This is a genomic window from Gracilibacillus halophilus YIM-C55.5 (assembly GCF_000359605.1).
In the GTDB taxonomy this organism is placed as follows: Bacteria; Bacillota; Bacilli; order Bacillales; family Amphibacillaceae; genus Gracilibacillus; species Gracilibacillus halophilus.
In genome coordinates this window covers 1-18,943 of record NZ_APML01000079.1, presented here as the reverse complement: position 1 = coordinate 18,943, position 18,943 = coordinate 1, and the positions used below count along the sequence as shown (strand labels likewise).

The following is an 18,943-nucleotide window of genomic DNA, read 5'->3' as shown; positions in this document are numbered from 1 at the left end:
ATAGAGGATTTACCAGGAAACCTGCGGATGCTGGATAGGAGATTTCCCAGTAATTGAGATTTTACCGGGAAATCCACACATAATCAGAACAATAAAGACAGAAAAATATTACGTTAGACGCGATCCATCCACATCCTGAAATATCTGACTTGACTCCAATTACTTACAAAAGTATAATTACTTACATAAAGTAAGTCAAAGGAGGAGCTTATGCATTTTCATCAACAACCAGCAACGTTCGTTAGTCACGTAGCCATAAAAGTACAAGATCTAGACCGCTCCCTACAGTTTTATCAAGAAATCATCGGCTTTAGCATCTTAGAAAAGACCGATCGCACAGCAACATTAACGGCAGATGGTGAAACATGTTTATTAACGATTGAACAACCAGAAGATATTCAACCAAAAGATTCACGGACAACAGGCTTATATCATTTTGCCGTTCTTTTACCAACACGTAGAGATTTAGCGAATTTTGTTCTGCATTATATTGATTACAGTGTTTACTTAGGTTCATCAGATCATTTGGTAAGTGAAGCACTTTATTTGAATGATCCCGATGGCAATCAAATTGAAGTGTATCGTGACCGTGATCCATCGAAATGGACATGGAAGGATGGGCAAGTGGAAATGGCAGTTGATCCGATCGATTTTGACGATTTAATAAAAGAAGGAACAAAAGGTGAGTGGGATGGCTTGCCCAAGGATACCGTCATGGGGCACATTCATTTACATGTAGCTAAACTTCCGCAAACGAAACAATTTTATGAAAAAGGTCTTGGATTTGAGACGGTATGCCAATTCGGCGATCAAGCGTTATTTATTTCAACCGAACATTATCATCATCATATCGGATTAAATACATGGATAGGTGTTGGAGCCCCACAGCCGTCTGCAAATAGTGTCGGAATGGAGTCTTTCACGATTACGTATCCGTCAAAGGAAGCATTGGATCATGCAGTGCAACAAGTAAAATCAATCGGTGGATCGGTAAAAGTAGAAGCAGATCATGCCGTCACGAAAGATCCATCTGGCAACAAAATACGATTAACCGTTTAACAAAACATCCAGTTGGTCCATGAAAGATGTGTTTTTCTACCTGATTGTTTTACATAGATTGTGACGACTATGATAAAATATCATGTAACAAAAATTTTAAGCATGAATCAGTTTCATCATGCTGTAGAGGAGAATGAAAATGGCGCATGCTCATCAAACCGATGCACCAGAAACGATGCGGTGTCAGATTGTAACGGTTAGTGATACGCGGTCGAAAGAGAATGATAAAAGCGGTCAACTGATGAAGGAGTTTGCAGAAGCCGAAAACGTGCAAATTAAAGATTATCAAATTGTCAAAGACGAAAAACGTGAAATTAGACAGGCGCTCGATCAAGGCGTTGATCATCCAGATATTGATGTAATACTGTTAAATGGTGGTACAGGCATAGCCAAGCGTGATGTGACGATTGAAGTCGTTGAACACATCTTAGATAAGCAACTTCCTGGTTTTGGTGAAATGTTTCGGATGCTCAGTTACCAAGAAGATATTGGTTCAGCGGCGATTTTATCCAGAGCATTAGCTGGTGTAGCAAATGATACGGCGATTTTCGCAACACCAGGCTCTTCTGGTGCAGTAAAGTTAGCTATGGAGAAATTGATTATGCCAGAAATGAAACATATCGTGAGTGAAATACAAAAAGACTAATCATATAAACGGAAGTGAACATAATAGCTTCCGTTTATTCACTTTCATCTTCTCTATGATAGTCTCCACTTTTACCACCTGTTTTTTCAATTAAGTATGTTTGACCGATGACCATTCCTTTATCAAGCGCCTTACACATATCGTATATGGTGAGGGCTGTTATCGAAGCAGCTGTTAGTGCTTCCATCTCTACTCCGGTACTCCCCTTTGTTTTGACCGTAACTGTAAATATCAACTCATAACCTTCACTTGCTTTTTTCCATGTAAATTGTATATCAACACCGCTTAATGGTAACGGGTGACACATCGGAATTACATTCGCTGTCTGTTTCGCTCCCATAACTCCTGCGATTTGACCGACAGATAAAACATCGCCTTTTTCAATGGATTGATCAACTATTTTGTCATGAATCGTATCACTAACAAAAATACTGGAACGAGCTTTTGCCGTTCGATGGGTGGTTTGTTTTTCAGTAATATCCACCATCTTCGCTCGCCCTTGTTGATTCATATGAGAAAACTCACTCATTGTGCTCACCAACCTTTTATTCTAGTATACAATAATCATTTGTTTATAAAAAACATGTTATACTAAACTCTGAAAATAACATTCAAAAAGGTAGTCAGAATACAATGAAAAAACTATTTATTTTCATGATAATTATCATTCCGATGAGCAGTTGTAGCCATCAGTCTGATTCAACAGAATTAACGATATCTGCTGCTGCTTCGTTGACGAATGTCATGGAAGAGATTGTTGATCTATATGAGGAAAAAGAAGCGATTAGGATTACAATCAATCTAGGTGGATCTGGTAGTCTGAGTGAACAAATTATCCAAGGAGCACCTGCTGATGTATTTTTATCAGCATCGACTGACAAGTTTCAACGAGCAGTTGATGCTGGAAGTATTGACACATCAACCATACGCCCTTTGTTATCGAATCAATTGGTATGGATTCAACGAAAGGATACACAGCACCAATCACTAGCCTCTTTAGAAAAAATAGCGATTGGTATACCAGCATCTGTTCCGGCGGGTTACTATGCCAAACAAGCGTTAGTCAATGCAGACATCTACCAATCCATACAGTCAAAAATCGTCCAAACCAAAGATGTGCGCCAAGTCGTTCAGTATGTGCAAAGTGAGAATGTCGATGTAGGTATCGCTTATCAAACCGATGCAATGCAGTTTCAAGATATAGCCATTAATCATCAATTACCGTTGGGCGACTATTCCGATATTATATATCCTGTTGGTATCACTCAACAAGCGCAAAATAGAGAAGCAGCGGAGAAATTCTTAGCCTTTTTACAAACCGATCAAGTGCAACAAATATTCCAAAAATATGGATTCTCAACAGTTGGTGAAGTAGATGGATCCCTTTTTTCAACCGATTAAAGTCTCACTTATCGTATCGATCACAGCCTTACTCATTGTTACTGTTTTCGGAACGGGTATAGCGTGGCTGATGGAAAAGAAGAACTTTCGAGGTAAACTTTTATTAGACATCTTGTTTATGATGCCCATCGCGTTACCGCCAACGGTCATTGGCTTTTTACTGATTATGTGTTTCGGGACAAACGGTATCTTAGGTCAAGCGATCCAACAAATATTTCAACAATCATTAATGTTTACAGTAACAGCAGCCATTATTGCAGCGGGAATCGTTGCCTTTCCCTTAATGTATCAATCAGTGCGAACAGGCATCTCTCAAGTAAAAAAAGATGTGGAAGATGCAGCGCGAGTAGACGGAGCGAGTGAAAGGCTTGTCTTTTCCAAGGTGACATTGCCATTAGCCAAGCAATCCCTGTTTACAGGAATGATTCTTAGCTTCACTCGTGCACTGGGTGAGTTTGGAGCGACGTTGATGTTTGCTGGAAATATCCCTGGAAAAACCCAAACAGTTCCGATGGCGATCTATGTAGCGTTTGAATCAGGTCGAATGCCACTCGCATGGTCATGGGTTGTGTCGATTATTGTCGTTAGTAGCTTGATGATCTTTTTTGTACGTAAGACTGCCTAAAAAATCGTCATAAATTTGTCAATAACAAACAATGCAAACGCTATCAAAACATGGTAAAATGTTGGTAACAATGAATAATGAAAGAGGAGATTGTGATGGATAATCACTTGTATAGATGGCGGAATAAAGAAATTCGTAAACAAATAGCCGTTTTGGATGGCGATGAGTCACCAACAGTCATTCTAAAGAATGCAACATACTTAAATGTATTCTTAAGACAATGGTTACAAGCACATATTTGGATCTACAAGGATCGGATTGTATATGTAGGAAAAGAACTTCCACATGATTTAGAGAACGTAGAAGTCGTCGATTGTCGTGATCAATATGTAGTTCCAGGTTATATTGAACCACATGTTCATCCATTTCAATTGTATAATCCTCATGAACTTGCTATGCATGCAGCACAAACAGGAACGACAACAATGATGAATGATAATTTGCCATGGCTTTATTTAACAAACAAAGAGAAAGCGTTTTCATTAATCGATACTTTCTCACAACTACCTGTATCAATGTATTGGTGGGCGCGATTTGATTCTCAGTCAGAATTACGTGATGAAGAAAAAATACTAACAGACGAAGTAGTGCATGACTGGTTGCAACATGAGGCCGTTGTACAGGGAGGTGAACTAACGGCGTGGCCACAAGTATTGAAAGATGATGATCGGATTTTATATTGGATGCAAGATGCCAGAAGTCTGCGCAAACCGGTTGAAGGCCATTTTCCAGGTGCCAGTGAAAAAACGTTAGTCAAATTAAAATTATTAGGTACCACATCTGATCATGAGGCGCTGTCAGGAGAAGAAGTCTATCGCCGTCTTACGATGGGATACCGCGTGGGACTACGTAATTCATCCGTACGACCAGATTTAGCCAACATATTATCTGAATTGCAACAGTTGGGAATTTCTCATTATGATCATTTAACGATGACGACAGACGGAGCGACACCTGCTTTTTATCAAAATGGTCTGATGAATCAGTGTATTCAGATTGCTATTGATCAAGGAGTGCCACCAATTGAAGCCTATATGATGGCAACATATAATGCAGCGGAACAATTCCATTTGGAAGAACGCCTCGGTGGCATTGCTCCTGGTCGTGTAGCGCATCTCAATATTTTATCAACGAAAGACAATGCAACACCTGTCTCTGTTATTGCAAAGGGTACGTGGATGAAACGTGATGGTGAAAGAGTTTATCAAGGTGATACGATAGATTGGTCAAATTATGGATTGGATCCACTTGCATTAGATTGGCATTTATCTGAAAATGATATGCAATTTTCAATGCCTGTAGGAATGCGAATGGAAAATGACGTGATTATGAAACCATACCCAGTGACGATTGATGCCAATACAGAGAAGATTATCGCTTCTAATGATGAGTCATTTTTAATGCTTGTAGACAGAGATGGAAAATGGCGTGTAAATACGATTATCAAAGGTTTTACAGAAACATTAGGGGGGTTAGCTAGCTCCTATTCTCTCACAGGTGACATTGTCATGATCGGGAAAAGCAAGTCTGACTTGCTATTAGCATTTTCTCGGATGAAAGAAATCGGTGGCGGCATTGTTCTCGTTCATGAGGGCGAAGTCATTTTTGAACTTCCGTTAACCATATCAGGCATGATGTATGATGGGAATATGGATGACTTAATTGAAAAGGATAAAACATTCAAACGTTTATTAAAAGATCATGGTTACCATTATGATGATCCACCATATAGCTTGCTTTTTCTATCATCGATGCACTTGCCGTATGTGCGAATTACACCAGTAGGCATTATCGATGTAAAGAAAAAACATGTATTATTCCCTGCGATCATGCGCTAAGTTTGTTATAATAGGAGAAAATATACGGCATGCACTTGTAAGGCATGTCGTTCTTTATTTTTAACAACAGGAATTGATATCATAATTAGTAAAGGTGTGTGAAAGATGAAAAAGCTCTTATTATTTGTCATGATGTTAACATTGTTAGCGGCTTGTTCGAATCAAGATGAAGAAACAAGCAATCAAACAGAAACATCTCCGTCTGAAAATGAATCTGAAGAAAGTGAAGAGACAGAGGGTGACGACCAACCTACAGAACAGCCACCTGAATATATTTATCCATTAACAGGTGTAGCGACCGATGAGGAACCGACGAATCGTATGATGGCCGTGATGGTCAATAATCATCCGAAGGCACGTCCGCAGACTGGCTTGTCAAAAGCAGACATTGTGTTTGAAATTTTAGCAGAAGGTAACATTACACGGTTTATGGCATTATTCCAAAGTGAATTGCCCGAAAAAGTTGGGCCTGTTCGTAGTGCGCGCCCTTATTATTTTCATTTGGCCGATGACTATGGTGCGTTTTATGTATATCACGGTGCAGCAGAGTTTATTAATAATATGATTACAGGTGGTGCGGTAGATTATATTAGTGGAGCCACATGGGATGGTGATAATGTCCATTTTGAACGTTCTTCTAACCGAGTAGCCCCCCATAATTCTTATGCGATCGTCGATGGCATTTATGAAAAAGCTGAAGAAAAAGGCTATGAGATAGAAACAGATTATGAACCGCTACCTTTTACAGATCAAGCAGAAATAACAGGGGACACGGCTTCTGAAGTGAAATTTCAATATGGAAATAATACGGTTCGCTATGCTTATGATGAAGCCAATCAAAGGTATAAACGTTTTAGCGATGGTGAACAAACGGTAGAATTAGCGGATCAAGCCCCTGTAACGATGGAGAATGTGCTGATCATGGAAACAAGCCATCAAGTGATCGATGATGAAGGGAGACGGGAGATTGACTTTGAATCTGGCGGCGATGCTTTACTACTGCAGAAAGGTAAAGCGCAACACGTGCAATGGGAACGTATGGGTGATAAAATAATCCCAACAAAAGATGGTGAAACAGTCCCATTTGTTTCAGGGAAAACGTGGATTAATGTCATTCCAAATGACCCAGGTATTGAGGGCGTAAATCTAGTTGGCGCGTCAGAATAAAAAGGAGAGATGAGCACCGTGCAAATTGATAAGCTACGTGGTGAACAGCTGGACCAATTGTTTGATGCGATTTTAAGTTTAGAGACAAGAGAAGAATGCTACCGGTTTTTTGATGATATTGCAACAATGAGTGAAATTCAATCATTGGCTCAGCGCTTACAGGTGGCACGAATGCTAGATGAAGGACAGACATATACCGCTATTGCTGAAGAATCAAGTGCTTCAACGACGACGATTTCTCGTGTTAAACGTTGCCTTACCTATGGCAATGATGGTTATCGCATGGTATTAGATCGAACCAATCAGAAGAACGAAAGATCAGAATAACCGATAAGGGGAGGATATCGATGATACGTTTTGGTGTGATCGGGACGAATTGGATTACCGATCGTTTTATTGATGGTGCATCACAGATTGAGGACTTCACATTAACGGCCGTTTATTCTCGTACGGAAGAAAAAGCGACAGCATTTGCTGAAAAGCATAACCTTGAGCATACATATACAGATTTAGAACAGTTTGCTAACAGTGAGCAATTTGATGCTGTTTATATTGCTTCACCTACAGCATTTCACAGCGAACAGGCGATTACTTGTATGAATGGTGGTAAACACGTCATTGTAGAAAAACCATTTGCGTCAAATGAACGAGAAGTGCAAGCAATGGTTGATGCAGCAAAACAAAATCAAACCGCACTAATGGAGGCAATGAAGACAACCCATGTGCCGAATTTCAAGCGGCTTCAAGAGAGTCTTGATAAAATTGGGCCCGTACGTCGCTATGTAGCAAATTTCTGTCAATATTCATCACGCTATGATAAGTATAAAGAAGGTATTGTATTAAACGCTTTTAAGCCAGAACTGTCGAATGGTTCATTAATGGATATCGGTGTATATTGTTTATATCCAATGGTTGCGCTGTTTGGTGCACCTCATCAAGTGAAAGCGACAGCGTATATGCTTGATTCGGGTGTGGACGGAGAAGGTACCGTGACGGTAGATTATCCGTCTGTGAATGGTGTTGCGATGTTTTCCAAGATTACAAATTCAACCCTCCCGTCAGAAATTCAAGGTGAAAAAGGTTCGATCGTGATCGGCAAATTTTCTGATATGGAAGATGTAAAGATTGTCTATCATGACGGATCTGAAGAAAGAATTGATGGTGAACAAGTAGAGAAAACCATGTATTATGAAGCGAAATCTTTTATCGAAACGATTCAAAATCAATTATTAGAAAATGAGGTCAATACATGGGACAAATCACTTGAGGTGATCCGTGTGTTAGACACCGCTAGAGATGATATCGGACTTCGTTTTCCAGCAGACCAGCAGTAAGGCTCTATCATTATGATGGAGTCTTTTTTTATAAAATGATATAATTTATTTGTAACCATTCTGAGTAAACCAGGAGGGATAATGATGAATAAAGTCGGAATTATCGGTGGATTAGGCCCTGAATCAACGGTTGAATATTACCAATCGATTATAAAAAAATATCAACAACGGTTAGGTAGTCAGGAAGTATTACCAGAATTAGTGATTAATAGTATCAATATGTATCAAGTGTTTACATTCATAAGTAATGGCAATTTGGATGGATTAGCTGATTATCTTACGAAAGCGGTGAATACAGTAGACACGGCCGGAGCAGACTTTGCGATTATTTCTGCGAACACGCCTCATATCGTTTTTGAAAAAGTACAAGAGAACACGAATATACCACTGATTAGTATTGTAGAAGAAACATACAAACAGGCAGAATCACTTGACTTGAATAAAATGGGACTAATCGGTACGAAATTCACGATGGAACATGACTTTTTTAAGCAGCCTTTTCGTGATGGAAATACCGAAATCATTGTGCCTCATGAGCAAGAACAACAATATATACATGAAAAAATTGTTGCTGAATTAGAGAATGGCATCGTGAATCAAGAAACAAAACAAAGTTATCTAGAGATTATCGAACGAATGAGAAAAGAAGACGGGATTGAAGGAATCATCTTAGGTTGTACAGAACTTCCGATGATTATCAAAGAAGATGACCTCGATATCCCAGAATTGAACACAACTGACATTCACATTAATCGCACCGTCGATCAAATACTTCATTCATAATTTTATAATAAAGAGAAGAGTCAAACCGAGCGGCAAATTATACAATGTCGTTCGGTTTTTGGCTCGTGGATGTATGATGCAAAAAGTGAAATTTAGATTCGCTGTTTTCATCAAAAACAAGTATATACTGCAAACCGTGGCATTTGTACTCGCTGTTAGCATCAAAAAATGTGATATGAGTCAAACAGAAAAATGAATTAAGGCTGTTTGCACGGAAAATTGATATACGATGCAAACACGACTGAAAATGCGTTTTGTTTGCATCGAAAAATGATATTCAAGTCAAATATGAAATATCGAACTACCTGTTTGCATCAAAAACACCATTTATCCTGCAAACAGCCATACAACCTCGTCTTGTTTGCAGGATAAAATAATCCAACCGCCTCCGCGATCCACAGAAAAATCAATTTTCAACTTTCCATATAATCACTCTGAATTTGCCTAGATTTTTTGCTATAATAAAATAATGGAGAAAGAAACGTGATGGAGGATGTAACTGTGTATAACATAGATGAATGGAAACACATATTTAAGCTTGATCCTGCCAAAGAGTTATCGGACGAGATGATTGACAAAATCTGTGAGTCAGGAACGGATGCGATCATTGTCGGCGGAACGGATGATGTTACACTTGATGGCGTCTTACATTTATTATCAAGCATTCGTCGCCACTCAGTTCCTGTTTTATTAGAAATTTCGAATATTGAATCGGTCACACCTGGATTTGACTACTATCTTGTTCCGATGGTGTTAAATAGTCAAAAGAAAAAATGGATGATGGATATTCAACAAGAAGCCGTTCGTGAATATGGTGATGTGATCAATTGGCAAGAAATGCTTGCAGAAGGCTATTGCATTATGAATGATGAGTCGAAAGTGTATCAACACACTGAATGTACGCTCCCTACTGAAGAAGATGCGATTGCCTATGCAAGAATGGCAGAGCATTTATTTCGATTGCCGTTTTTTTACCTTGAATTTAGCGGTACATATGCAGATGCAACATTCGTAGAAAAAATAGCAGACGAGCTAACCGACACAAAATTAATTTATGGCGGTGGCATTACAACGAAGCAACAAGCAGCAGAAATGAGTCAGTATGCGGATATTGTAGTCGTTGGAAACAGTCTATATGATAAGCCGAAAGAAGCATTAAAAACAGTCAAAGCAGTGAAGCAAACAAGTTGAAGGTGGTGTAATTGTGGCACAAACCGTCCACGACTTATTGAAAGGATTAAATCAAAAGCAACAAGAAGCGGTCAAACATACAGAAGGCCCATTATTAATTATGGCTGGAGCTGGCAGTGGAAAAACACGCGTGCTCACACACCGGATTGCCTATTTATTAGGAGAAAAAGAAGTATCTCCACGAAATATACTCGCGATCACCTTTACGAATAAAGCAGCCCGGGAAATGAAAGAACGGATTACAGACTTAGTTGGATCACGCGGCGCTGACATGTGGGTATCGACATTTCACTCAATGTGTGTGCGTATTTTGCGACGCGATATTGACCGTATTGGTTACAGCCGAAACTTCTCGATAATAGACGGCAGTGATCAGTTAACATTAGTGAAAAATATTTTAAAAGAGAAAAATATCGATACGAAACAGTTCCAACCACGCGCTTGTTTAGGCGCGATTAGTGGGGCGAAAAATGAACTGGTCACACCTGAAACATACAACGAATCGGTCAATAACTTCTATGAACGTCAAATTGGTGAAGTGTATCAAGAGTATCAGAAACGCTTGCGAAAAAACCAAGTACTTGATTTCGATGATCTGATTATGCAGACGATTCACTTATTTCAACGTGTTCCAGAAGTATTAGAATATTATCAGCGTCGTTTTCAATATATTCATGTCGATGAGTATCAAGATACGAACCACGCTCAATATTATTTAGTTAAACAGCTCGCATCTCGTTTTCAAAACCTATGTGTAGTGGGTGATTCTGATCAGTCGATTTATGCATGGCGAGGAGCAGATATTAGTAACATCCTTTCATTTGAAAAAGACTATCCCAATGCACGTGTCGTCATGCTTGAACAAAATTATCGTTCGACACAATCGATTTTAGAAGCAGCGAACCACGTGATTCAACACAATACGGGACGCAAGCCCAAAAATCTATGGACACAAAATAACGAAGGAACGAACATTCATTATTATCAAGCAAGAACCGAGCGTGAAGAAGGATTGTTTGTCGCCAATCGAATTGAAGAATTAATTGATGAAAAAGAGTATCATCATAAAGATATTGCCATTCTGTACCGGACAAACGCACAATCCCGTGCCATAGAGGAAACATTTATGAAAGCAAACATTCCGTATCAAATGATCGGTGGAACGAAATTCTATGACCGTAAAGAAATTAAAGATTTGCTAGCGTATTTACGATTAATCGTAAATCCTGATGATGATATTAGTTTTGCACGTATCGTCAATGAACCGAAGCGAGGAATCGGAAAAACGTCAATGGATAAGTTAGAAGCCTATGCGGCAGCGCATGATATTTCATTTTACACAGCGGTTCAAGAAATCGATTTTGTTGGCGTGAGTGCCAAAGCTGCAAAAGCACTGATGAATTTTGGCCAGATGATTAAAAACTGGACGCAACAGCAAGAATTTTTAACTGCAACCGATATGGTCGAAGAAGTGATTACGCAGACTGGTTATGAAGAAATGCTTATCAATGATAAATCACTAGAATCACAAACCCGTTTAGAAAACATCGAAGAATTTAAAACGGTGACGAAACATTTTGAAGAGACGAATGAAGATAAAACACTTGTGAGTTTCCTGACTGATTTAGCGCTCGTATCGGATATTGATCGAGTAGATGAAGAAGAAAATGATGATAAAGTCACCATGATGACATTGCATGCAGCAAAAGGTTTGGAGTTTCCCGTTGTATTTTTAATCGGTATGGAAGAAAATGTATTTCCACATAGTCGTTCGATTATGGATGAAGAGCAAATGCAAGAAGAACGACGATTAGCTTATGTGGGGATTACACGAGCAGAAGAAATGCTTCACGTGTCTCACGCGAGAATGCGTACATTATTCGGAAATGTCAATCAAAATCCAGTCAGCCGATTTATTGATGAAATGCCAGAACATTTGGTTGACGGAAGAGAGGAAGCCAAAGAATCAATATTCGGTCAAAGCAACATTCAAATTACGGACGATGAGCTACCTTTCCAAGAGCCAACTGCTCAACCAGCTCAACCAGAACCAAAACGAAAAGCCCAGCGAACCACTGGTGGTGAAAGTCATGAATGGCAAGTCGGTGATAAAGCGAATCATAAAAAATGGGGACAAGGGACGGTTGTGAAAATAGAAGGTGAAGGAGAAGCGATGGAATTAGATATCGCATTTCCAGCGCCAACAGGTGTGAAACGACTGTTAGCAAAATTCGCTCCCATTACGAAAGCTTAAGGAGGTGACTACGAAGTGAATCAAGAACAAGCCGAAAAACGATTACAAGCTTTACGAGAAGAGTTGAATCAATACAATTATGAATATCATGTGTTGGATAACCCAAGTGTTTCTGACTTTGAATATGACCAAAAAATGAAGGAATTGCAAGAAATCGAAAAGTCCTATCCATCGCTCGTTACACCTGACTCGCCGTCGCAGCGAGTTGGCGGCGAGCCACTGGACGCCTTTGAGAAAGTCAATCATCGTGTGCCGATGTTAAGTCTTGGCAATGGATTTAATGAACAAGACTTGCGTGATTTCGACCGGCGCGTGCGAGAAGGATTAAATAAAACTCACGTCGATTATGTTTGTGAATTAAAAATTGATGGGCTGGCGGTTTCCTTACAATACGAAGATGGCGTCTTTGTACAAGGAGCTACACGCGGGGACGGAACAACAGGTGAAGATATTACGAGTAACCTACGAACCGTACGCAGTATCCCCTTGAAAATTCAAGATACGAATCCGATTGAAGTGCGCGGAGAAGCCTTTATGCCACAAGAGGCGTTTGTTTCATTGAATCAAGCACGTGAAGAAAACGGAGATGAACCATTTGCCAACCCGCGTAACGCAGCAGCTGGATCGTTGCGTCAGCTAGATCCAAAAATTGCAGCCAAACGCCAACTAGATATCTTTTTATATGCCGTAGGTGAATGGGAATCTGGTACTCTTACGACACATAGCGAACGGTTGAACTACTTGGAAAACCTCGGTTTTAAAACGAATCCTGAATGGCGAAAATGTGAAGGCATAGATGAAGTCATTGAATATGTTGACAAGTGGGTTGAACAACGAGCAAATCTTTCATATGATATCGACGGGATCGTCATTAAAGTAGACGACTTAGACGCACAAGAACAGCTCGGTTTTACGGCGAAAAGTCCGCGTTGGGCCATTGCTTATAAATTCCCTGCTGAAGAAGCGGTCACGAAGCTAACCGATATAGAACTCAGTGTGGGTCGCACGGGTGTGGTGACACCTACAGCGATTCTTGACTCGGTAAAAGTCGCCGGTACAACCGTACAGCGTGCATCCTTACATAATGAAGACTTAATTCATGAAAAGGACATTCGCATTGGTGATACCGTTGTGATCAAAAAAGCTGGTGACATCATTCCGGAAGTCGTTCGTGTCGTAGAAGATACACGGTCCGAAGAACAAGTTCCATTTTCCATGCCGAATGAATGCCCGTCGTGTGGCAGTGAACTTGTCCGTTTAGAAGAAGAAGTCGCTTTGCGTTGTATTAACCCGAGTTGTCCAGCCCAATTAAAAGAAGGTTTGATTCACTTTGTCTCACGTCCAGCGATGAATATTGACGGTCTTGGTGAAAAGGTCATCCAACAATTATTCCGGGAAGAGTTGATTGCAACGATCGCTGATTTATACCGTTTAGACCGCGAAGAATTGTTGCAGCTTGAACGAATGGGTGAAAAGTCGGTGACCAATTTACTAGGAGCGATTGAACAATCGAAAGAAAACTCACTCGAGCGACTGTTGTTTGGACTTGGTATCCGTTATGTCGGATCTAAAGCAGCGACAACATTAGCAGCACACTTTGAGACAATGGAGAACTTACAACAGGCGTCGTTTGAAGATTTACTTGCCATTGATGAAATTGGTGAGAAAATGGCTGATTCCATCGTCCGCTACTTTGCGGATGAACGCGTGAGTGAGCTTTTAGATGAATTACGAGCATTAGGGTTGAATCTCACGTATAAAGGCATGAATACATCGGAAATCAGTGAGGATGCTATATTTTCTGGAAAAACGGTCGTCCTCACCGGGAAATTAGCGATTTACACAAGACAAGAAGCAAAACAGCGTATTGAAGCGTTGGGTGGCACTGTAACTGGTAGTGTCAGTAAAAAGACAGATGTGTTGATTGCAGGAGAAGATGCAGGGTCAAAACTAGATAAAGCAGAAAAATTAGGTGTAGAAGTATGGGATGAAGAACGTTTGCAAGCAAAACTTGAGGGGGAAACAGAATGAAAAAGAGCATAGTCAGTATTTTAGTGATGGTATTGGTGCTTGCAGGCTGTGCTCCGTCCTTTAACGAATCAGATGAAGAAGTTGTTGATGAGACGGTAGATGATTCAGAACAAGAAACAGCGATTATACCGAATTACAACGTTTCTCAGGAGCAATATCGGGTACTCGTTGATTCGAAGTTAAGCCAAGCGCGTGGGGTCATTACCAACCAAATCGCCAATCGTATTGATATTGATGCGATGGAAGAAGGTCTACGCCGTTTATCAAAGGATGTGTACGCTCCATCTGACCATTATTTTCAAGAAGGTCAATATATTACCGAAGATACATTATATAGTTGGCTCGAGCGGTATGATGAAGAGGACCATCCGAAAGGGCTAAACCCTGTAATTGAGAATGCAAGTAATCAAGAACAGCAGAGAAATAACCCAAAATATTTATCACATATTCTTGAACAGAATTATTTAACGAGAACTGAAGATGATGTTGTCGAGTTGCAAGGGATCTCGCTCGCACTTGCGATGAAATCTGTCTATCGTTTTCAAACTGAAACGGGCGGTCCATATTATTATGAGACAATATCCAAAGAAAAAATGCTTAGTGAAGCAAATAATATTGCAGACGAAGTGCTTCAGCGCGTCCGTGACATTGAAGGGTTAGAAAACGTCCCAGTTTTTCTAACGGTTTACCGTGAAGCAGAGCAAAATTCACTTGTCCCAGGAAATTATGTCGCAAAAGCCAGTGTGTCTGGAGATGAAACATCGGTCAATAATTGGGAGTCGGTGAATGAAGAACATGTTCTCTTTACCTCAGGTGATGATAACGAAAATTATCCGGACACATCAGCATTGATCAATGAACTCGATCAAGATGTTTCAGACTATTTTCCGAACTACGTCAGTGTGATCGGAAAAGGATTTTATATCGATAACACATTGCAAGAGTTAACGATAGAAATACCAGTTTCTTTTTATGGAAAAGCTGAATTAACTGGGTTTACTCAATATGTCTATGGCTTAGTGAAAGAAGGCTTTCCGAATTCGATTCATTTGGAAGTGAATATTACGTCAGGCGATCAGCAAGAGGCGTTAATTGTTCGCAAACCTGGTGAAGAAGATGGCTTTGTTCATATATATCGTTAAACAGATAACAAGCGTTATCACGTTAAAGCACTTCACGCACGCAAAAATGTTTTGAAATGTAACAATACATGATAAAATAAACGTTATGGATTTTACTTATCGTAGGGTAATTATTTTGGAGGTGACAGAAAAATGGCAGATATTTCGAAAGAGGAAGTAAAGCACGTGGCAAATTTAGCCCGATTAGCTTTATCCGATGAAGAAGTAGAGACGATGACGAAACAACTAGGTGACATCATTAATTATGCAGAACTTCTCAATGAGTTAGATACAGACAACGTCGAGCCAACGACACACGTTCTCGACTTAAAAAATGTCATGCGTAATGATGAACCAAAAGAATGGATTCGCAAAGAAGATGCACTAAAGAATGCACCAGATCAAGAAGATGGACAATTCCGCGTGCCATCAATTTTAGAGTAAGGAGGGATTTTCGTGTCATTATTTGACTATACATTAAAAGAACTACAAGAAAAGCTACATAAACAAGAAATTACCGTTAGCGACCTTGTCGATGCTTCATTTGAACGAATTCATGAAGTGGATGACAACGTACAAGCATTTTTAACTTTAAATCAAGAAGAAGCGAAAAAACAAGCACAACAATTAGATGAAGCACGTGGATCGGATGCATCCATTCTTTATGGTATGCCGATCGGCTTGAAAGACAATATTGTTACAAAAGGCTTGCGAACAACGGCTGCTAGTCAAATTCTTGATAATTTAGACGATCCGTTATATGACGCGACTGTCGTTAATAAATTAAAAAATGCACATACAGTAACTATTGGCAAATTAAACATGGACGAATTTGCTATGGGATCTTCCAATGAAAATTCAAGCTATCAAAAAACACGCAATCCTTGGAATACAGACTATGTGCCAGGCGGTTCAAGTGGTGGTGCAGCAGCTTCTGTAGCCGCAGGAGAAGTGCTTTTCTCCTTAGGTTCAGATACAGGTGGCTCTATTCGTCAGCCAGCTGCATTTTGCGGGGTTGTTGGTTTGAAACCGACATATGGTTTAGTTTCTCGTTTTGGTTTGATCGCATTCGCTTCTTCATTAGACCAAATCGGCCCTATTACTCGTAATGTAGAAGATAACGCTCATCTTTTACAAGCAATTGTAGGACAAGACAAGATGGATGCGACATCTGCTAATGTTGACATTCCAAATTACAGCGAAGCGACAAAACAAGATGTAAAAGGCATGCGTATCGCTGTACCGAAGGAATATCTACAAGAAGGTGTAAACCCAGAAGTGAAGGAAGCCGTCATGGCGGCCTTAAAACAATATGAAGCATTAGGTGCGACATGGGAAGAAGTTTCCTTACCACATTCAAAGTATGCAGTCGCAACGTATTACCTGATTGCTTCTTCTGAGGCTAGTGCCAACCTCGCGCGTTTTGATGGTGTACGTTATGGTGTTCGTTCAGAAAATGCCGATGACATGATGGAAATGTTCACGAAATCTCGAGCAGAAGGTTTCGGTGATGAAGTAAAACGCCGTATTATGTTAGGGACATTTGCATTAAGTTCAGGTTATTATGATGCGTATTATAAAAAGGCACAGCAGGTTCGTACACTAATTAAAAACGATTTTGAAAAAGTATTCGAAGACTATGATGTGATTATCGGACCTACAACACCAACACCAGCGTTTAAAGTTGGCGAAAAAGTCGATGATCCATTAACAATGTATGCGAACGACGTATTAACCATTCCCGTGAACTTAGCTGGTGTTCCAGGTATGTCGATTCCATGTGGTTTCTCTAGCGAAGGATTGCCAATTGGTTTACAGATCATTGGTAAGCATTTTGATGAATCTACTGTCTATCGTGCGGCATATGCTTATGAACAGGCAACGGATCACCATACGAAACGTCCGAACCTAGGAGGTGACAAGTAATGACAAGTTATGAAACGGTCATTGGTTTAGAAGTACACGTAGAGTTAAAAACAGCTTCCAAGATTTTTAGTCCGAGTCCAAACGCATTCGGTTCCGAGCCAAACGCGAATGTTAACCCAATCGACTTAGGTTATCCAGGTGTGCTACCAGTATTAAACGAAGAAGCGGTAAACTATGCGATGAAAGCAGCTCTTGCATTGAATTGTGATATTGCAACACATACGAAGTTTGACCGGAAAAACTATTTTTACCCAGATAACCCGAAAGCATACCAAATCTCACAATTTGATCAACCAATTGGAGAAAATGGGTCAATCGAAATTGAAGTGGACGGTGAGAAGAAAACAATCGGCATTACACGACTTCACATGGAAGAGGATGCGGGTAAGCTCACTCATGGTGATGATGGCTATTCATTAGTTGATTATAACCGCCAAGGCACACCACTCGTTGAAATTGTATCCGAACCAGATATTCGTACACCGAAAGAAGCGTATGCTTATTTAGAGAAATTAAAGAACATTATCCAGTATACGGGTGTTTCTGACTGTAAGATGGAAGAAGGTTCTTTACGTTGTGATGCGAACATCTCAATCCGTCCAGTGGGGCAAGAAGAATTCGGAACAAAAACGGAATTGAAAAACTTAAACTCCTTCTCTTTTGTTCAAAAAGGATTAGAGTTTGAAGAAGAACGCCAACGTGACGTATTAGAGGATGGCGGCGAAATCTTGCAAGAAACACGTCGTTATGATGAGCAAAAGAAAGAAACGGTACTTATGCGTGTGAAAGAAGGATCTGATGATTATCGTTACTTTCCAGAACCAGACCTCGTGCCACTTTATATCGATGAAGCATGGAAAGAACGCATTCACGCTGAAATTCCAGAATTGCCTGATGCACGTAGAGATCGCTATGTGAGAGAATTGGAATTACCAGCGTATGATGCAGGTGTGTTAACGAGCACGAAGGAAATGGCAGACTTCTTTGAAAATACGATTAAGGCAGGCGCAGATGCGAAACAAGCATCGAATTGGCTTATGGGTGAAGTGTCGGCTTATATGAATAAGCAGCAACTCGAAATTACTGATTTAAAGCTGACACCCGAATCACTTGCGAGTATGATTAATTTAATCGAGGATGGCACTATTTCTTCCAAGCTTGCGAAGAAAGTTTTCTCTGAACTCGTTGAAAACGGCGGCGATCCAAAACAGATCGTAAAAGATCAAGGCTTGGAGCAGATCTCTGATGAAGGACAGCTACGCGAGATCATTACCGGCATTTTGGATGAAAACGAACAATCCATTACCGATTACAAAAATGGAAAAGACAAAGCGCTCGGTTTCCTTGTTGGCCAAACGATGAAAGCCACTAAAGGACAAGCCAATCCGCCAATGGTTAATAAGATCATTAAAGAAGAAATCGACAAACGATAACGTATGAAGAAAAAGGGCTGTACCACCCGTGGCACAGCCCTTTCCCTTTTTGTGGGAAGATATAGATGGGCGGAGAGCTTTATCCTATTCGGCAAACAGCTGACTTTGTGATGACTGTTTGCATGGAAAATCGA

17 protein-coding genes are annotated in these 18,943 nt (G+C 40.1%); 16 read left to right on the top strand and 1 reads right to left on the bottom strand.

The window, feature by feature from the left end:
• Nucleotides 1–210 precede the first annotated feature (210 nt).
• Nucleotides 211–1,059, top strand: a complete 849-nt coding sequence (locus tag J416_RS13840; RefSeq protein ID WP_003473988.1) for a VOC family protein — start codon at nucleotides 211–213, stop codon at nucleotides 1,057–1,059.
• A 139-nt stretch (nucleotides 1,060–1,198) separates the two neighbouring features.
• Entirely contained in the window at nucleotides 1,199–1,705 is a 507-nt protein-coding gene (locus tag J416_RS13835) for a MogA/MoaB family molybdenum cofactor biosynthesis protein (RefSeq protein WP_003473986.1), read from the top strand.
• Between the two features lie 34 nt (nucleotides 1,706–1,739).
• Here J416_RS13835 and moaC read toward each other — a convergent pair whose 3' ends face one another.
• Nucleotides 1,740–2,234, bottom strand: a complete 495-nt coding sequence (moaC, locus tag J416_RS13830) for a cyclic pyranopterin monophosphate synthase MoaC (protein WP_003473984.1) — start codon at nucleotides 2,232–2,234, stop codon at nucleotides 1,740–1,742.
• Nucleotides 2,235–2,338: 104 nt separating this feature from the next.
• Here moaC and modA point away from each other — a divergent pair, with 104 nt between their 5' ends.
• From modA to gatB, 14 genes are all read left to right on the top strand, one after another.
• Entirely contained in the window at nucleotides 2,339–3,106 is a 768-nt protein-coding gene (gene modA / locus J416_RS13825) for a molybdate ABC transporter substrate-binding protein (RefSeq protein ID WP_003473981.1), read from the top strand.
• Nucleotides 3,081–3,731: a molybdate ABC transporter permease subunit gene (gene modB, locus J416_RS13820; protein ID WP_003473980.1), complete on the top strand. Its 651-nt coding sequence runs from the start codon at nucleotides 3,081–3,083 to the stop codon at nucleotides 3,729–3,731. The genes modA and modB overlap by 26 nt, the downstream gene beginning before the upstream one ends.
• Nucleotides 3,732–3,826: 95 nt before the next feature.
• Nucleotides 3,827–5,569 (top strand): adenine deaminase C-terminal domain-containing protein, encoded by a 1,743-nt coding sequence (locus J416_RS13815; RefSeq protein ID WP_003473978.1) that lies wholly within the window; start codon nucleotides 3,827–3,829, stop codon nucleotides 5,567–5,569.
• Nucleotides 5,570–5,674: 105 nt separating this feature from the next.
• Entirely contained in the window at nucleotides 5,675–6,736 is a 1,062-nt protein-coding gene (locus tag J416_RS13810; protein WP_003473976.1) for a DUF3048 domain-containing protein, read from the top strand.
• An 18-nt stretch (nucleotides 6,737–6,754) separates the two neighbouring features.
• Nucleotides 6,755–7,063 carry a YerC/YecD family TrpR-related protein gene (locus J416_RS13805; protein WP_003473974.1) on the top strand — a complete coding sequence of 103 codons (309 nt, stop codon included), beginning with the start codon at nucleotides 6,755–6,757 and terminating at the stop codon, nucleotides 7,061–7,063.
• A 20-nt stretch (nucleotides 7,064–7,083) separates the two neighbouring features.
• A complete protein-coding gene (locus tag J416_RS13800) occupies nucleotides 7,084–8,070 on the top strand; it encodes a Gfo/Idh/MocA family protein (RefSeq protein ID WP_003473972.1) in 987 nt (328 codons plus the stop codon).
• Nucleotides 8,071–8,154: 84 nt separating this feature from the next.
• Nucleotides 8,155–8,853, top strand: a complete 699-nt coding sequence (locus J416_RS13795; RefSeq protein WP_003473970.1) for an aspartate/glutamate racemase family protein — start codon at nucleotides 8,155–8,157, stop codon at nucleotides 8,851–8,853.
• A 501-nt stretch (nucleotides 8,854–9,354) separates the two neighbouring features.
• Nucleotides 9,355–10,044, top strand: coding sequence for a heptaprenylglyceryl phosphate synthase (gene pcrB / locus J416_RS13790; RefSeq protein WP_003473968.1), 690 nt, complete (start codon nucleotides 9,355–9,357; stop codon nucleotides 10,042–10,044).
• A 13-nt stretch (nucleotides 10,045–10,057) separates the two neighbouring features.
• Nucleotides 10,058–12,298 carry a DNA helicase PcrA gene (gene pcrA, locus J416_RS13785; protein ID WP_003473961.1) on the top strand — a complete coding sequence of 747 codons (2,241 nt, stop codon included), beginning with the start codon at nucleotides 10,058–10,060 and terminating at the stop codon, nucleotides 12,296–12,298.
• Between the two features lie 15 nt (nucleotides 12,299–12,313).
• Complete coding sequence (gene ligA / locus J416_RS13780; RefSeq protein WP_003473958.1) at nucleotides 12,314–14,329, top strand: NAD-dependent DNA ligase LigA; 2,016 nt, start codon at nucleotides 12,314–12,316, stop codon at nucleotides 14,327–14,329.
• Nucleotides 14,326–15,471 carry a CamS family sex pheromone protein gene (locus tag J416_RS13775; protein ID WP_003473957.1) on the top strand — a complete coding sequence of 382 codons (1,146 nt, stop codon included), beginning with the start codon at nucleotides 14,326–14,328 and terminating at the stop codon, nucleotides 15,469–15,471. Before ligA ends, J416_RS13775 begins: the two co-directional genes overlap by 4 nt.
• A 132-nt stretch (nucleotides 15,472–15,603) precedes the next feature.
• Nucleotides 15,604–15,894, top strand: coding sequence for an Asp-tRNA(Asn)/Glu-tRNA(Gln) amidotransferase subunit GatC (gene gatC / locus J416_RS13770; protein ID WP_003473956.1), 291 nt, complete (start codon nucleotides 15,604–15,606; stop codon nucleotides 15,892–15,894).
• Nucleotides 15,895–15,906: 12 nt separating this feature from the next.
• Nucleotides 15,907–17,376, top strand: coding sequence for an Asp-tRNA(Asn)/Glu-tRNA(Gln) amidotransferase subunit GatA (gatA, locus tag J416_RS13765; protein ID WP_003473955.1), 1,470 nt, complete (start codon nucleotides 15,907–15,909; stop codon nucleotides 17,374–17,376).
• Entirely contained in the window at nucleotides 17,376–18,809 is a 1,434-nt protein-coding gene (gene gatB, locus J416_RS13760) for an Asp-tRNA(Asn)/Glu-tRNA(Gln) amidotransferase subunit GatB (RefSeq protein ID WP_003473954.1), read from the top strand. Before gatA ends, gatB begins: the two co-directional genes overlap by 1 nt.
• Nucleotides 18,810–18,943 lie beyond the last annotated feature (134 nt).

Bases quoted from the DNA above. Each gene is read 5' to 3' on its own strand.
- J416_RS13840 (WP_003473988.1), top strand. From the start codon at position 211: ATGCATTTTCATCAACAACCAGCAACGTTCGTTAGTCACGTAGCCATA.
- J416_RS13835 (WP_003473986.1), top strand. From the start codon at position 1,199: ATGGCGCATGCTCATCAAACCGATGCACCAGAAACGATGCGGTGTCAG.
- moaC (WP_003473984.1), bottom strand. From the start codon at position 2,234: ATGAGTGAGTTTTCTCATATGAATCAACAAGGGCGAGCGAAGATGGTG.
- modA (WP_003473981.1), top strand. From the start codon at position 2,339: ATGAAAAAACTATTTATTTTCATGATAATTATCATTCCGATGAGCAGT.
- modB (WP_003473980.1), top strand. From the start codon at position 3,081: ATGGATCCCTTTTTTCAACCGATTAAAGTCTCACTTATCGTATCGATC.
- J416_RS13815 (WP_003473978.1), top strand. From the start codon at position 3,827: ATGGATAATCACTTGTATAGATGGCGGAATAAAGAAATTCGTAAACAA.
- J416_RS13810 (WP_003473976.1), top strand. From the start codon at position 5,675: ATGAAAAAGCTCTTATTATTTGTCATGATGTTAACATTGTTAGCGGCT.
- J416_RS13800 (WP_003473972.1), top strand. From the start codon at position 7,084: ATGATACGTTTTGGTGTGATCGGGACGAATTGGATTACCGATCGTTTT.
- J416_RS13795 (WP_003473970.1), top strand. From the start codon at position 8,155: ATGAATAAAGTCGGAATTATCGGTGGATTAGGCCCTGAATCAACGGTT.
- J416_RS13775 (WP_003473957.1), top strand. From the start codon at position 14,326: ATGAAAAAGAGCATAGTCAGTATTTTAGTGATGGTATTGGTGCTTGCA.
- gatC (WP_003473956.1), top strand. From the start codon at position 15,604: ATGGCAGATATTTCGAAAGAGGAAGTAAAGCACGTGGCAAATTTAGCC.
- gatB (WP_003473954.1), top strand. From the start codon at position 17,376: ATGACAAGTTATGAAACGGTCATTGGTTTAGAAGTACACGTAGAGTTA.